Origin of the sequence: Kitasatospora sp. NPDC101801, assembly GCF_044766665.1 — a bacterium.
Classification (GTDB): Bacteria; Actinomycetota; Actinomycetes; order Streptomycetales; family Streptomycetaceae; genus Kitasatospora.
Genome location: NZ_JBIWML010000011.1, coordinates 114,695 through 128,368, shown reverse-complemented (window position 1 = coordinate 128,368; position 13,674 = coordinate 114,695). Strand labels below are relative to the sequence as shown.

The following is a 13,674-nucleotide window of genomic DNA, read 5'->3' as shown; positions in this document are numbered from 1 at the left end:
GGTCCGTCACTTCGCGCCGACCAGGTGCAGCAGGGCCGCGACCTGACGGTACGGATCCTGCTGCCCGGCGCGCTCCTCGGCGTCCAGCAGCTGGGCCAGCTGGCGGCCGTCCACCGGGGCCTGGTGGTCCGGTGTGGTGTCGGTGAAGACCCGCACCCCGTACCAGCAGCGCAGTGGGACGGCGATCTCGGCCAGCGTGGTGATCAGGTCCAGGAGCCGGTCGGCGCGGGCGGTCAGGCCGAGGCGGTTGATGTACCGGGTGGTGTCGAAGGCGTCCAGGGTGGTGCGCCAGTCGCCGGTCAGCCCCGGGCGCAGGGCCAGCGCGTCGGCGTTCCGGACCACCAGCGAGAGCACGCCGCCGGGGGCCAGCAGCCGGGCCAGCGAGGCCAGCATCGGGTCGGGGTCGGAGAGGTACATCAGGACGCCGTGGCAGAGCACCACGTCGAAGCTGCGCGGGCCGAACCAGCGCCCGACCTGGTGGCAGTCGCCGCCCAGCAGCTGGACCCGCTCGCGGACCGACTGCGGCTCGGCCGCCAGCGCGGCCTGGGCCGCGCCGAGCGTCACCGGGTCCGGGTCGAGGCCGGTCACCAGGTGGCCGGCCCGGGCCAGCCGGAGCGCCTGGGTGCCCTGGCCGCAGCCTACGTCCAGCACCCGCAGGCCGGTCAGCCCGGTCAGCTGGTCGGCCAGCTGACGGGCCACCAGCTCCTGCCGGACCAGGTTGCGGAGCCCGCCCTGCCGCTCCAGCCAGGTGGCCGCGGTGGGCAGCGAGCCCCGGGTGGGCAGCCGGTCGTGCACCCCGCCGCCCTGTCCGGGCAGGCCGGGGCCGCCGGACCAGCCCTCAGCCGTCCAGGGCTGGGCCCAGGACGGCTGCTGCACGGGCTCGGCGGTCAGGGCTTCTCGCCCCGCTTGACCTGCGGCTTCGGCAGTCGCAGGCGGCGCATCTGGAGCGTGCGCATCAGGCCGTACGGCACCGCGCCCTTGGTGTTCTGGCCGGGGAAGTTGGCGGCCAGCGCCTTGCGCAGGCCGAAGCCGAGGCGCAGGAAGTCGGCGATCACCAGCACGAAGAAGACCGCGAAGAGCAGGGTGGAGAGCAGCTTCAGCAGATTCGACGGGACCACGCTGAGGATCAGCACCAGCACCGCGTACGGCAGGAAGAACTCGGCGAGCGACCAGCGCGAGTCGATGTAGTCCCGCGCGAAGCGGCGCACCGGGCCCTTGTCACGGGCCGGGAGGTAGCGCTCGTCGCCCTCCAGCAGCGCGGTGCGCTGCTTCTCCCGCTCGGAGCGCATCCGCTCGCGGGACTGCTTGGCGGCCTCCTTGCGGTCCTTGGGGACCGTCACCCGGGTGCGGCGGTGGGCCTCGGCCTCACTGCGCTTGGGGGTGGGCCGGCCCTTGGGGGCCTGCGGGTCACGGGGCAGGTGGTCGTCCTGCTCGGCCAGCGCGGTGGCGGAGGAGGAGGCATCGTCTGAGCGGCGTCGGAACACACCACCAGCCTACGTGGTCGGTCCCGGCAAATCGGTGTGGCCTTGGACCCAAACACATATCGAATGACGTCGGAGTGTCCCCTAGGCGTCCCCGGGCGTTCGGCGGATCATGGTCAGGGTCGTCTCCACCCAGGGGATGAGGCCGGAGCTTTTCGGCTGTAGCAGGCTTGTTGCAGGCAGGAGCACTGCGGCGGGCAGGCCGCCGCGCATAGACTCGATCCTGTCCAGCACGAGTCGGAACCGCAGGCCCGAGAAGGGGGCACCCGAGGCCCATGAGCGACGGAATCATGAAGCGTATGGGGCTGATTTTCCGCTCCAAGGCGAACAAGGCCCTGGACCGCGCGGAGGACCCCCGCGAGACGCTCGACTACTCCTACCAGAAGCAGCTCGAACTGCTGCAGAAGGTGCGCAGGGGCGTCGCCGACGTGGCCACCTCGCGCAAGCGGCTGGAGCTCCAGCTCACCCAGCTGCAGCAGCAGTCCGCCAAGTACGAGGACCAGGGCCGCAAGGCGCTCTCGCTCGGCCGGGAGGACCTCGCCCGCGAGGCCCTGACCCGCAAGGCCAACATGCAGTCGCAGATCACCGACCTGGAGGTGCAGTACCAGCAGCTCCAGGCCGAGGAGGAGAAGCTCACGCTCGCCTCCCAGCGGCTGCAGGCCAAGGTGGACGCCTTCCGGACCAAGAAGGAGACCATCAAGGCCACCTACACCGCGGCCCAGGCGCAGACCCGGATCGCGGAGTCGTTCTCGGGCATCTCCGAGGAGATGGGCGACGTCGGTCTGGCGATCCAGCGGGCCGAGGACAAGACCGCCCAGATGCAGGCCAGGGCCGGGGCGATCGACGAGCTGCTGGCCTCCGGCGCGCTCGACGACGCCAGCGGTCTCGGCCGCAAGGACGACATCGAGGCCGAGCTGGAGCGGGTGGCCGGCGGCAGCGACGTCGAGCTGGAGCTGGCCCGGATGAAGGCCGAGCTGACCGGCGGTTCGCCGGCGGCGCCCCAGCAGGCGATCGAGCAGGGCAAGCAGGACACTCCTCCCACGATCAACTACAACAAGTAACCCCCGACGCAGGGAGACCACCGGCATGATCATGCGGGTCATGGGCGAGGGCCAGTTCCAGGTGGCCGAGAGTCACCTCAACCGGCTCAACCAGCTGGACGACGAACTCCTCGCCGCACTCGACTCGGGGGACGAACAGCAGTTCCGGGCGGCGCTCGGGACTCTGCTCGACGCGGTCAAGGAGTACGGCACGCCGTTGCCGGACGACTCGCTGGAGCCGTCCGACCTGATCCTGCCGGATCCGGAGGCGTCGCTGGACGAGGTCCGGGCGCTGCTGCGGGACGAGGGGGACGGGCTGATCCCCGGTCTCCCGGAGTGAACTGAGACGACGGAGGGCGGGCCCCACCAGGGGGCCCGCCCTCCGTCGTGCGTCGGCTACGGCAGGGCCAGCATCCGGTCCAGCGCGGCCTTGGAGTACTTGGCGACCTCCGGGTCCACGGTGATCACGTTCGGCACCCGGCCGTCGACCAGCGACTCCAGCGCCCAGACCAGGTGCGGCAGGTCGATCCGGTTCATGGTGGAGCAGAAGCAGACCGCCCGGTCCAGGAAGACGACCTCCTTGTCCGGGTGCGCCTTGGCCAGCCGACGTACCAGGTTGAGCTCGGTGCCGATGGCCCACTTGGAGCCGGGCTCGGCGGCGTCCAGCGCCTTGATGATGTACTCGGTCGAGCCGACCAGGTCGGCCGCGTCGACCACCTCGTACTTGCACTCCGGGTGCACCAGCACGTTCACGCCGGGGATCCGGGCCCGGACGTCGTTCACCGAGTCCAGGGTGAAGCGGCCGTGCACCGAGCAGTGCCCGCGCCAGAGGATCATCTTGGCGTTCCGCAGCTCCTCGACGGTCAGGCCGCCGTTCGGCTTGTGCGGGTTGTAGAGCACGCAGTCGTCCAGCGAGAATCCCAGGTCGCGGACGGCGGTGTTCCGGCCGAGGTGCTGGTCCGGCAGGAACAGCACCTTCTCGCCCTGCTCGTACGCCCAGGTGAGCGCGCGCTCGGCGTTCGAGGAGGTGCAGATGGTGCCGCCGTGCTTGCCGGTGAACGCCTTGATGTCGGCGGAGGAGTTCATGTACGAGACCGGGACGGTCACGTCGGCTATACCGGCCTCGGTGAGCACGTCCCAGCACTCGGCGACCTGCTCGGCGGTGGCCATGTCGGCCATCGAACAGCCGGCCGCCAGGTCCGGGAGGATGACCTGCTGGGCGCTGCTGGTGAGGATGTCGGCCGACTCGGCCATGAAGTGCACGCCGCAGAAGACGATGTACTCGGCCTCCGGCTTGTTGGCGGCGTCCCGGGCGAGCTTGAACGAGTCGCCGGTCACGTCGGCGAACTCGATCACCTCGTCGCGCTGGTAGTGGTGGCCCAGGATGAAGACCCGGTCCCCCAGGGCGGCCTTGGCGGCGCGGGCGCGCTCGACCAGGTCGGGGTCGGAGGCGGGCGGCAGGTCGCCGGGGCACTCGACGCCGCGCTCGCTGTTCGGGTCGGCCTCGCGGCCGAGCAGCAGCAGAGCGAGCGGCGTCGGGGTGGGATCGACGCCGTAGGTCTCGGTGGTGGTGGTCACGGGCGGGTGCCCTCCTGTGCGGCGGAGCTCTGAGCTGGGGCCATGCCTTTTCGTCTATCTGACACTATCTATGATAACCCGTTCGCGTCACTCTGACGACGGCCAACGTGTCGATGTGACGAGAACCGCGCGCCGCTACGGCGTGTTCCCCGCGCCGTCGGGTTGGCTACCGGGCATGAAGGCAATCGCGATCAGGCAGTACGGCGGCCCCGAGGTCGTCGAGTGGACCGAGCTCCCCGACCCCAAGGTCGGACCGGACTCCGTCCTGGTCCGGGTGAAGGCCGCCGGGGTCAACCCGGTCGACTGGAAGATCCGGGAGGGCCTGCTGGACGGCATCCTGGACGCGCACTTCCCGCTGATCATGGGCTGGGACCTGGCCGGGGTGGTGCAGGCCGTCGGTGGCGGGGTGACCGAGTTCCGCCCCGGCGACGAGGTGATCGGCTACGTCCGCAAGGACGGCGTCGAGCACGGCACGTACGCCGAGCTGGTCGCCGCCCCGGTCCGCACCCTGGCCCGGAAGCCCGCCGCCCTGGACTGGGCCCAGGCCGGCGGGCTGCCGCTGGCGGGGCTGACGGCCTATCAGTCGCTGGTCAAGGCGCTCGGGGTGCAGCCCGGCGAGACCGTGCTGGTGCACGCCGCCGCCGGGGGAGTGGGGGTGCTCGCGGTGCAGATCGCCGGCGCCGTCGGGGCCCGGGTGATCGGGACCGCGAGCGAGCGCAACCACGCGTTCCTGCGCGGGCTCGGCGTCGAGCCGGTCGAGTACGGGGACGGGCTGGCCGACCGGGTCCGGGCGCTCGCCCCCGACGGGGTGGACGCTGCCCTCGACCTGGTCGGCGGCGACGCGGTCGAGGTCTCCGCCACCCTGCTCAAGGACCCCACCCGGATCGCCTCCGTCGCCGACTACGGCGTCGTCGCCAGGGGCGGCCACTACGTCTGGGTCCGCCCCGACGCCGCCGACCTCACCGAACTCGCCCGCCTCGCCGACACCGGCCGCCTCACCGTCCCGATCGCCTCCACCTTCCCCCTCGCCCAGGCCGCCAGCGCCCAGGCCCTCAGCGCGGAGGGCCGGACCCGGGGCAAGATCGTCCTCCTGGTCGACTGAGCGCTCCTCTCGGCTCCGGCAGTTACCGTCCGGGGGCTCGGGGAACTGCGACGCCGGCCCTTGCAAGGTCACCGTCGCGGAGGTGGTCAGGCACTTTCGCGGTGACCCGCACGCCAGATCTCCTCGCAGTTCCCCGAGCCCCTGGGTCGTGCAACCGAACGCCCTGCCACAGGTGCGGCCCCGGGGCCCGGAGGGTGCAAAATGGTGCGGCGTTTCGTTTCTTCCGATGGAGAGCCTCCCCCATGAGCACCAACAGACCGTCAGAACCGGGCGGGGCCTCCCTGGACGAGACGGACCGGCTGCTGCTGGCCCACCTGAGCCGGGACGGCCGGGCGTCGTACGCCGAGATCGGCCTGCTCGCCAACCTCTCGGCCACCGCCGTCCGCCGCCGGATCGACCGGCTCCGGGCCCGGGGCGTGGTCCGCGGGTTCACCGTCGTGCTGGACCCCGACGTGCTGGGCTGGCAGACCGAGGCGTTCGTCGAGGTGTACTGCCGGGAGCGGACCGCGCCGGAGGAGATCCTGGCCAGTCTGCGGCAGTTCCCCGAGGTGGTGGCGGCGTGGACGGTGACCGGTGACCCGGACGCCCTGGTGCACCTGCGCGCCGTCGACACCCGCCACCTGGAGGCGGTCATCGAGCGGATCCGCAAGGAGCCCGGCGTCCAGCGCAGCCGCAGCTCCGTGGTGCTCTCCCGGCTGATCGGCTGACCGCCCGCCGGAGCCGCCGCCCGACCCGGACGGACCAGTCCGCCGTACCGCGCAGGAAAGCTGCGCCGCCCCGGTCGAACGCGCTCGAATCCGGCCCGACCTGCCGGGTTCCGACGCGCGCGGGCGCACTCCCGCTGCCTAGGCTGATCTTGTCCGGCCGGCTCCACCTGCCCCGGCCCTCCCATGACACCCACTCAGTGAGAGGGACAGCCATGTCCGCAGCCCCCGACCGCATGCACCGGCCCGACAACGAGCTGGTCGACCTGGTGTTCAACTACATGCGGGAGCGGCTGCAGTACGACCCCGTACCGCTCGACCACCCCGGTGACGGCGAGCACCTGAAGGCCCAGCTGGCCGGTCTGCTGAACCCGACCGGCAACGACCCGGCCGACGTGCTCAAGCTGTACGACCACGAGCTGTCCCGCGCGGTGATCTCCGCCGACAGCCCGCGGTACCTGTCGTTCATCCCGTGCGCCCCCACCAAGGCCGCGCTGCTGTTCGACATGGTGGTCTCCTGCGCCTCGCTGCAGGGCATCTCCTGGCTGGAGGCGGCCGGCGCGATCGCCGCCGAGAACCAGGTGCTCCGGCTGATAGCGGATCGGGCCGGCCTGCCCGACAGCGCGGGCGGCACCTTCGTCTCCGGTGGCTCGGCGGGCAACCTGTCCGCGCTGGTGGTCGCCCGGGACACCGCCCGGCGGCGGCTCGGCCCGGATGCCAAGCTGCGGATCGCGGTCTCCGACCAGGTGCACTCCTCGGTCAAGAACACCTTCAACATCATCGGCGTCGAGGCGTTCAAGGTCCCGGCCGTCGACCGCCGCTTCACCGGCGAGGCCCTGCGCGCCGCACTGGCCGCCGACCCGAACCCCGAGACCGTGATCGCCGCCGTCGGCACCGCGGGCACCACCAACGAGGGCATCGTGGACGACCTGGCGGGCATCGCCGAGGTCACCCGCGAGTACGGCCTGTGGTTCCACGTGGACGGCGCGTACGGCGGGGCCGGGCTGTTCGCCCCGTCCGTCCGGGAGCGCTACAACGGCATCGAGCACGCCGACTCGTTCGTGGTGGACCCGCACAAGTGGCTGTTCGCGCCGTTCGACTGCGCCGCGCTGATCTACCGCAACCCGCAGCTGGCCCGCGCCGTGCACACCCAGGACGCCTCCTACCTGGACGTGCTGCACACCGAGGGCGACGAGTGGAACCCCACCGACTACGCCTACCACCTGACCCGCCGGGCCCGCGGTCTGCCGCTCTGGTTCTCGCTCGCGGTGCACGGCACCCAGGCGTACACCGACGCGATCGAGGCCGGCCTCACGCTGGCCCGGGAGAGCGCCGCGCTGATCGAGCGGACCGAACACCTGGAGCTCCTGATGGAGCCCCAGCTCTCCTCGGTCTGCTTCCGCCGCACCGGCTGGACCCGGGAGGACTACTACCGCTGGTCCCAGCAGCTGCTGGCCGACCAGATCGGCTTCGTCACCCCGACCGGCTGGGACGGTGAGACGGTGGCCCGGTTCGCCTTCCTGCACCCCGGCACCACGATGGAGATGGTCGAGGAGATCCTCGCCACCATGCGTTAGCGGGCCCGGGGCGGGCGGTCGAAGACGCAGTCGCCGCACAGGCCCGCCCCCGGCACCCGGTAGTACAGGCAGCAACTGGTCCGGCGCCCCGCCGAGGTGAGCGCACCCCGCAGCGGGGGCCGGTCCAGCAGTTCGGCCGCCGGTCCGCCGCCGGACCGCAGGACCCGTACCGCGCCCGCCAGCGCCGAGGCCGCGTTCCCCCACAGCAGCCCCTCGGCCACCGGGGTCACCGCCCGGATGCCCGCCGCCAGCGGGGCCAGCTGCCGCTCCACCACCGTCCGGTGCAGCGCCGCCGCCAACGGGCCGTCGGGCAGCAGCACCCCCGGCACCCAGAGCTCCAGCGAACCGCCGGGCGGCAGCCGCCAGTACGACCGGTCGTAGTCCGGCACCACCCCGCCCAGTACGGCCGTGCCAAGCGCCACCGACCAGAGCCGGGCGGCCACCCCGAGCTGCGCCACCGAGGCGGCCACCCGGGGCTCGTCCGTCCCGAGCCGCTCGCCGACCTCGGCGATCCGCCGTCGCCAGAACTCCGGCGCGGCCAGCTCGGCCAGCGGTCGGAAGCCGTCTGGCAGCGGGCCCTCGACGGTGGCGAAGAACGGGCCGACGGCGGCGGCCCGGCGCAGCGCATGCCCGGCGTCCGGCTCCCCGGTCACAGGAAGGCGGGGTTGGGGATGTACGGGGCGGGCGGCCGCATCCCGCGCACCGCGAGGTAGCCCTCGGTGGAGAGCGACAGGCCGACCTCCAGGCCGACGTCCACCGCCCACTCCTGCTCGGCGGTCAGGTAGTCGATCACCACCTCCGCCCCGTCCGGGGTACGGGCCAGCGCCTCGCGCAGCAGCCGGGTGGCGATCCGCTTGGAGGTGGCGGCCAGCAGCTTCACCGCGCCGCCGGTCCGGTAGCAGTAGCCGCTGCCCGCCAGGGTGTCGGCGATCAGCAGCTCGTCGTAGTGCGCCAGCATGAAGTCGTGGTCCACCCCGTGGGCCGCGCCCCGGACCCGGCGGTCGACCGAGTCCAGCAGGTGACGGTGGGTCGGATTGCCCGGGTGCACCGGGATGTCGCCCGGGTCGAGCAGTCCGTCCCGGTCCACCGTCCCGGTCAGTTTCATCGCCGGGTGCAGGGTGAACCCGGCCCGCCGGTAGCGGCGGGCGGCGGCGGGGGAGGACGAGGCGCAGAGCATCCCGCGCAGGCAGCCCCGGCCGTGGCCGGCGGCCTGCTCCAGCAGCAGCCGACCGACCCCCTGGCCCTGGGCGCTCGGCAGCACCGCGAACAGTGACAGCAGCCACAGTCCCTCCCGCCGCATGGACAGTGCCACCCCGACCGCCTCGCCGTCCTGCTCGGCGACCCAGCAGCCCGGCTGGTCGTGCCGGATCGCGTGCACCGCCCTGGCCAGCTCCCGGACCAGCTGGGCCGGGTCCGGTGGCGGGCCGTCGTCCCGGCCCGCCAGGTCGCGGAAGGCCGCCCGGCTCACCGCTTCGACGGCCGCGGCGTCGGCGGAGGTGTCCTGGAGTTGACGAATGATCACCCCGTCATCCTGCCGTCGCGGCGGCCCCGGGGCGGCACGTTTGGCAGGATCGGACGACGACCACGGTGCACCGGTGTGCGAGCATGGGTGTGTGGGGGAGTGGGTTGCACGACCACGTCCCACGCAGAACCTCAGAAGAACACTGCTCGGGAAATGAATCCGGGTGGCCGCTGGTTGGTACTGGCGGCAGATCGTCGTCACAGACCGGGAGTACACAGATGAGCGTCCAGGACGAGACCACCGTCGAGAGTGGTCTGCTCCTCTCCGATGCCGCCGCGGCCAAGGTCAAGGGGCTGCTGGACCAGGAAGGCCGCGACGACCTCGCGCTGCGCGTCGCCGTGCAGCCCGGTGGCTGCTCGGGCCTGCGCTACCAGCTCTTCTTCGACGAGCGTTCGCTCGACGGCGACGTCGTGAAGGACTTCAACGGCGTCAAGGTCGTGACCGACCGGATGAGCGCCCCCTACCTCGGCGGCGCGACCGTCGACTTCGTCGACACCATCGAGAAGCAGGGCTTCACGATCGACAACCCGAACGCCACCGGCTCCTGCGCCTGCGGCGACTCGTTCAGCTAAGCGGTCCAGCGAAAGGCCCCCGCCACGGCGGGGGCCTTTCGCACGTCCGGGGCCGGCTGCTCAGTGCTGGGGGCCGCCCACCGGGTCCGGGCCCTGGGACCTCGGCAGCTCCTGGTTGGTGGTCTGGTCGAAGACCGTCCGGCCGCCCAGCGGGGTCTTCAGGTCGGCCGACACCTCCTGCTGCTTGGCCAGCGCGACGCACTCGGTGCCCGCCTGCTGGGGCTGCGTCACCACCACCTTGGCCAGCACCGTGCCGGGCTTGGACTCGTCCAGCTTGAGGCCGTACTTCTCGCAGATCCCGCCGTAGAACGTGACCGCCAGCCGCAGGCCGTCCACCCGGTACGCGCTGCCGACCAGTCGGCCGGACGGGTCGGGTTCGCCCACCGCGATGCCCGGCCTGCTCTCGGCCGGGGTCGGTTCGGCGGACGGCTTCGGCGGGCTGGACGGCCGGGGATCCGGGTTGGACGGACTCGCCGACGGGCTCGCGGCCGGGGCGGACGCCGGGGCGCTCGGTGAGCCGGACGATCCGGCGGTCGTACCGGAGGCGCCCGATCCGCAGGCGGTCGCGGCCGCGAGGGCGAGCAGGAGTCCGGCGACGCCGACGGCCCGCCGGGACCGGAGTGGGGTGGCTGCGGTCTTCTGGTCCATGGTGCGCGTTCCTCCCGAGGGCTCAGCACTCCGCCACCGCAGCGGCGCTGTGCGACTTTGACGTGCCCCGGAGGAATCCGGTTCCGTCAGGCGCCGTACTCCGACATCCCGGCCACCAGGCGACGGGTCCTGGACGGCACCGAGACGCCGCTGGGGGCGGCCGGCACCGGCTCGGCGGGGATGGCGTGCGTGGGCCAGAACAGACCCATCCGCCGGGACGAACTCACCAGCGCGTCAAGGGAGTCGGTGTCCACATCGCCCTTCAGGGCGGCAGGGACACGCAGGGTGGGCCGGTTCGGCATCATCGGTCTTCGCTCCGATCGGCGGGCCGTGGAAGCAGTGCCACGGACCAGGACGGGGCGGCTGTTCCGGCCCCGGTATCCCCGACCCTAGATCGGGCCCGGTCGTCGGGCCAGAGCTACCGCGCGGTAGTACTCGGTGGGGTGAGTCCGGAGGCGAGGTGGGCGGGCCACGGCCGGGCCGGTACCGTGGGGAGGTCCATTTCACCGCTGTGCCGGCCACTCGCCCGGCCATCTGAGGAGACCCCGTGCGCATCGCCGTCGCCGGCTCGATCGCCACCGACCACCTGACGACCTTCCCGGGCCGTTTCGCCGACCAGCTGGTCGCCGAGCAGCTGCACACGGTCTCGCTCTCGTTCCTGGTGGACACCCTCGACATCCGCCGCGGCGGGGTCGCCCCGAACATCGCCTTCGGCATGGGCGTGCTGGGCCTGCGGCCGATCCTGGTCGGCGCGGCCGGCGCGGACTTCGAGGAGTACCGCAGCTGGCTGGAGCGGAACGGCGTGGACACCGGCTCCGTGCACATCTCGGAGACCCGGCACACCGCCCGGTTCATGTGCACCACGGACCAGGACCACAACCAGATCGCGTCCTTCTACACCGGCGCGATGGCCGAGGCCCGCAACATCGAGCTCAAGCCGATCCACGACCGCGTCGGCGGCCTCGACCTGGTGCTGATCGGTGCGGACGACCCGCAGGCGATGGTGCGGCACACCCAGGAGTGCCGCACCCGTGGCTACGCCTTCGCCGCCGACCCCTCGCAGCAGCTCGCCCGGCTGGAGGGCGACGACATCCGGGAGATCGTGAACGGCGCCACGTACCTGTTCACCAACGAGTACGAGGCCGCCCTGATCGAGACCAAGACCGGCTGGAGCGCCGAGGAGATCCTCACCCGGGTCGGCACCCGGGTCACCACGCTCGGCGCCAAGGGCGTCCGGATCCAGCGGGCCGGGGAGCCCGACGTCACCGTCGGCTGCCCGGTCGAGGACCGCAAGGCCGACCCGACCGGCGTGGGCGACGGCTTCCGGGCCGGCTTCCTGGCGGGCATCTCCTGGGACCTCGGGCTGGAGCGGTCGGCGCAGATCGGCTGCATGCTCGCCACGCTGGTGATCGAGACGGTCGGCACCCAGGAGTACGAGCTGCGGCACGGGGCGTTCCTGGACCGCTTCGCCGCAGCGTACGGCGACGCGGCGGCGGCGGAGGTGCGCAGCAAGCTGACCGCGTAGGGCCTCTGCAGGTGCTCGGGCAGCTACGGTCAGGGGCTCGGGGCTCTGCTGGTGTGCGGCTCCGCCGCGTGGGCGAGGAGATCGGGCGTTCGGGTCACTGCGAAAGTGCCTGACCACCTACGCAGGGATCACCTTGCAAGGGCTGGCGTCGCAGTTCCCCGAGCCCCTGACCGTAGATGCCGAACCATCTGCCAAGAGTCCGGCGTCGCCCGCGCGGCGGAGCCGCAGATGAGCGGAGCCCCGAGCCCCTGACTCCGTAGCGGGCTGAGCACGCTGCCAACGGGTCGGTGTCGCCCGCGCGGCGGAGCCGCAGATGAGCAGAGCCCCGAGCCCCTGACTCCGTAGTGGGCTGAGCATCCTGCCAACGGGTCGGTGTCGCCCGCGCGGCGGAGCCGCAGATCAGCAGAGCCCCGAGCCCCTGACTCCGTAGCGGGCTGAGCACCTGGCAACAACAGAGCTAAGAGGTGCGGGTGACCAGGTAGGCCGTGCCGTGGGTGAAGCCGTAGTCGGTCGGGGGGGCTTCGCCCGCGTAGGTCTGGGCGCGCATCTGGCACCAGGCGGGGATGTCGAGGCGGGCCGCCTCGTCGTCGGCGAGGACCACGACGGTGCCGCCGGGCGGGACTTCGGTGATCCGTTTGGCGAGTTCGATTACCGGCAGGGGGCACCGCTTGCCGAGCATGTCGAGCACCAGGGTGTCCGAGCCGCCGACCGGGGCGGGCAGGTCGAGGCCGAGGGGGGCCCGGACGTCGGCGACCAGGCGGGGGAGCAGGTCGAGGAAGCGGGTGACGTCCGCCTCGGGGGTGCCGTTCGGCAGCGAGATCCGGATGTTTCCCTCGGTCAGTACGCCCATCGCGGCCAGCACGTGGCTGGGCGTCAGCGTGCTGGAGGTGCAGGAGGAGCCGGAGGAGACCGCGAAGCCGGCCCGGTCGAGTTCGGTGAGCAGGACCTCGCCGTCGACGTAGAGGCAGGAGAAGGTGACCAGGTGGGGGAGCCGGTGGACCGGGTCGCCGACCACCTCCACCTCGGGGACCAGCTGCGGCACCTGACGGCGGATCCGTTCCACCAGGGCGTGCAGCCGGGCGTTCTCGGCCGCCGCCTCGGCCCGGACGGCCCGCAGCGAGGCGGCGGCCGCCACGATCGCGGGGACGTTGACGTAGCCGGGGACCCGGCCGTTCTCCCGTTCGTCGGCGGGCAGCGGCGAGGCGTACCGGACGCCCTTGCGGACGGCGAGCACGCCGACCCCGGCCGGGCCGCCCCACTTGTGGGCGCTCGCGGTGAGCAGGGACCAGCCGCCGGGGACGGGGAGCCGGCCGACCGACTGGGCGGCGTCCACCAGCAGCGGGACGTCGCCCAGCAGGGCGGCGGTCTCCTCGACCGGCTGGCGGGTGCCGACCTCGTGGTTGGCGGACTGGAGTACGGCCAGCGCGGTGTCCGGCCGGACCAGGGCGGCGAACTCGGGGGCGGAGACCCGCCCCTGGCGGTCCACCGGGGCCACCGAGACGCTGCCGCCGTCCGCCGCCACCCGTTCGGCGGTGTGCAGCACGCTGGAGTGCTCGACGGCCGAATGGAGCAGGTGACGTCCCGTCCGGCGACGACCGGTCAGCGCACCGAGCATCCCCAACTGGACGGCCTGGGTGCCGCTCCCGGTGAAGGAGACCTCGTCGGCGCGGCAGCCGAGCACCTCGGCGACGGTCTCCCGGGCCGCGTCCAGCAGCATCCGGGCCTGCCGCCCGGACCGGTACAGCCGGGCCGGGTCGGCCCAGCCCTCGTCCAGGGCGGCGGTCAGCGCCTGCCGGGCGACGGGGTGCAGCGGTGCGGTGGAAGCCACGTCGAAGTAGGACACGGCCACACCTTAGGCCGACCGGCAACCGGGGGGTGGCGTCGCGGCGCCGGGGCCCGCACCTCACCGGCTTCTCGTCGGTCGC

Annotated in this window: 15 protein-coding genes; 7 read left to right on the top strand and 8 right to left on the bottom strand. The window is 72.6% G+C overall.

Translation table 11 applies throughout. From position 1 onward, the window contains the following. Positions 1–6: 6 nt before the first annotated feature. Both ACIRPK_RS16010 and ACIRPK_RS16005 read right to left on the bottom strand, forming a co-directional pair. Entirely contained in the window at positions 7–717 is a 711-nt protein-coding gene (locus ACIRPK_RS16010) for a class I SAM-dependent methyltransferase (RefSeq protein ID WP_403038700.1), read from the bottom strand. Positions 718–887: 170 nt separating this feature from the next. Further along, a complete protein-coding gene (locus ACIRPK_RS16005; protein WP_403038565.1) occupies positions 888–1,484 on the bottom strand; it encodes a DUF3043 domain-containing protein in 597 nt (198 codons plus the stop codon). A gap of 272 nt (positions 1,485–1,756) precedes the next feature. Here ACIRPK_RS16005 and ACIRPK_RS16000 point away from each other — a divergent pair, with 272 nt between their 5' ends. Both ACIRPK_RS16000 and ACIRPK_RS15995 read left to right on the top strand, forming a co-directional pair. Beyond that, the gene (locus ACIRPK_RS16000) at positions 1,757–2,542 is read left to right on the top strand and encodes a PspA/IM30 family protein (RefSeq protein ID WP_403038562.1); all 786 of its coding nucleotides are present in this window, start codon (positions 1,757–1,759) and stop codon (positions 2,540–2,542) included. Between the two features lie 25 nt (positions 2,543–2,567). Then, entirely contained in the window at positions 2,568–2,861 is a 294-nt protein-coding gene (locus ACIRPK_RS15995; RefSeq protein ID WP_403038559.1) for a hypothetical protein, read from the top strand. Positions 2,862–2,917: 56 nt separating this feature from the next. On the opposite strand, the gene nadA is transcribed toward ACIRPK_RS15995, so the two are convergent. Beyond that, positions 2,918–4,099, bottom strand: a complete 1,182-nt coding sequence (gene nadA / locus ACIRPK_RS15990; RefSeq protein WP_403038556.1) for a quinolinate synthase NadA — start codon at positions 4,097–4,099, stop codon at positions 2,918–2,920. Between the two features lie 175 nt (positions 4,100–4,274). Here nadA and ACIRPK_RS15985 point away from each other — a divergent pair, with 175 nt between their 5' ends. The 3 genes from ACIRPK_RS15985 to ACIRPK_RS15975 all read left to right on the top strand — a co-directional run bounded on the left by ACIRPK_RS15985 (position 4,275) and on the right by ACIRPK_RS15975 (position 7,482). Next, the gene (locus tag ACIRPK_RS15985) at positions 4,275–5,201 is read left to right on the top strand and encodes an NADP-dependent oxidoreductase (RefSeq protein ID WP_403038553.1); all 927 of its coding nucleotides are present in this window, start codon (positions 4,275–4,277) and stop codon (positions 5,199–5,201) included. Between the two features lie 242 nt (positions 5,202–5,443). Continuing rightward, positions 5,444–5,908 carry an Lrp/AsnC family transcriptional regulator gene (locus ACIRPK_RS15980; protein ID WP_184920606.1) on the top strand — a complete coding sequence of 155 codons (465 nt, stop codon included), beginning with the start codon at positions 5,444–5,446 and terminating at the stop codon, positions 5,906–5,908. 212 nt (positions 5,909–6,120) lie between these two features. Then, on the top strand, positions 6,121–7,482 hold the full coding sequence (locus tag ACIRPK_RS15975) for a pyridoxal phosphate-dependent decarboxylase family protein (protein ID WP_403038550.1): 1,362 nt from the start codon (positions 6,121–6,123) through the stop codon (positions 7,480–7,482). Here the strand turns inward: ACIRPK_RS15975 and ACIRPK_RS15970 are convergent. Both ACIRPK_RS15970 and ACIRPK_RS15965 read right to left on the bottom strand, forming a co-directional pair. Then, on the bottom strand, positions 7,479–8,135 hold the full coding sequence (locus ACIRPK_RS15970) for a (2Fe-2S)-binding protein (protein ID WP_403038547.1): 657 nt from the start codon (positions 8,133–8,135) through the stop codon (positions 7,479–7,481). The genes ACIRPK_RS15975 and ACIRPK_RS15970 overlap by 4 nt on opposite strands. After that, positions 8,132–9,004 carry a GNAT family N-acetyltransferase gene (locus ACIRPK_RS15965; protein ID WP_403038544.1) on the bottom strand — a complete coding sequence of 291 codons (873 nt, stop codon included), beginning with the start codon at positions 9,002–9,004 and terminating at the stop codon, positions 8,132–8,134. Before ACIRPK_RS15965 ends, ACIRPK_RS15970 begins: the two co-directional genes overlap by 4 nt. A gap of 218 nt (positions 9,005–9,222) precedes the next feature. Between ACIRPK_RS15965 and erpA the strand changes: the two genes are divergently transcribed. Beyond that, the gene (gene erpA / locus ACIRPK_RS15960) at positions 9,223–9,576 is read left to right on the top strand and encodes an iron-sulfur cluster insertion protein ErpA (protein WP_057232998.1); all 354 of its coding nucleotides are present in this window, start codon (positions 9,223–9,225) and stop codon (positions 9,574–9,576) included. 60 nt (positions 9,577–9,636) lie between these two features. Here the strand turns inward: erpA and ACIRPK_RS15955 are convergent, their stop codons facing one another. Further along, positions 9,637–10,224 (bottom strand): hypothetical protein, encoded by a 588-nt coding sequence (locus ACIRPK_RS15955; RefSeq protein WP_403038541.1) that lies wholly within the window; start codon positions 10,222–10,224, stop codon positions 9,637–9,639. 86 nt (positions 10,225–10,310) lie between these two features. Beyond that, the gene (locus ACIRPK_RS15950; RefSeq protein WP_403038539.1) at positions 10,311–10,529 is read right to left on the bottom strand and encodes a hypothetical protein; all 219 of its coding nucleotides are present in this window, start codon (positions 10,527–10,529) and stop codon (positions 10,311–10,313) included. Between the two features lie 242 nt (positions 10,530–10,771). On the opposite strand from ACIRPK_RS15950, the gene ACIRPK_RS15945 reads away from it, so the two are divergent. After that, on the top strand, positions 10,772–11,749 hold the full coding sequence (locus tag ACIRPK_RS15945) for a carbohydrate kinase family protein (protein WP_403038537.1): 978 nt from the start codon (positions 10,772–10,774) through the stop codon (positions 11,747–11,749). A gap of 457 nt (positions 11,750–12,206) precedes the next feature. On the opposite strand, the gene ACIRPK_RS15940 is transcribed toward ACIRPK_RS15945, so the two are convergent. After that, positions 12,207–13,592 (bottom strand): cysteine desulfurase/sulfurtransferase TusA family protein, encoded by a 1,386-nt coding sequence (locus ACIRPK_RS15940; RefSeq protein ID WP_403038535.1) that lies wholly within the window; start codon positions 13,590–13,592, stop codon positions 12,207–12,209. Positions 13,593–13,674: the final 82 nt, after the last annotated feature.

Bases quoted from the DNA above. Each gene is read 5' to 3' on its own strand.
- erpA (WP_057232998.1), top strand. From the start codon at position 9,223: ATGAGCGTCCAGGACGAGACCACCGTCGAGAGTGGTCTGCTCCTCTCC.
- ACIRPK_RS15975 (WP_403038550.1), top strand. From the start codon at position 6,121: ATGTCCGCAGCCCCCGACCGCATGCACCGGCCCGACAACGAGCTGGTC.
- ACIRPK_RS15955 (WP_403038541.1), bottom strand. From the start codon at position 10,224: ATGGACCAGAAGACCGCAGCCACCCCACTCCGGTCCCGGCGGGCCGTC.
- ACIRPK_RS16000 (WP_403038562.1), top strand. From the start codon at position 1,757: ATGAGCGACGGAATCATGAAGCGTATGGGGCTGATTTTCCGCTCCAAG.
- ACIRPK_RS15980 (WP_184920606.1), top strand. From the start codon at position 5,444: ATGAGCACCAACAGACCGTCAGAACCGGGCGGGGCCTCCCTGGACGAG.
- ACIRPK_RS15995 (WP_403038559.1), top strand. From the start codon at position 2,568: ATGATCATGCGGGTCATGGGCGAGGGCCAGTTCCAGGTGGCCGAGAGT.
- ACIRPK_RS15950 (WP_403038539.1), bottom strand. From the start codon at position 10,529: ATGATGCCGAACCGGCCCACCCTGCGTGTCCCTGCCGCCCTGAAGGGC.
- ACIRPK_RS15985 (WP_403038553.1), top strand. From the start codon at position 4,275: ATGAAGGCAATCGCGATCAGGCAGTACGGCGGCCCCGAGGTCGTCGAG.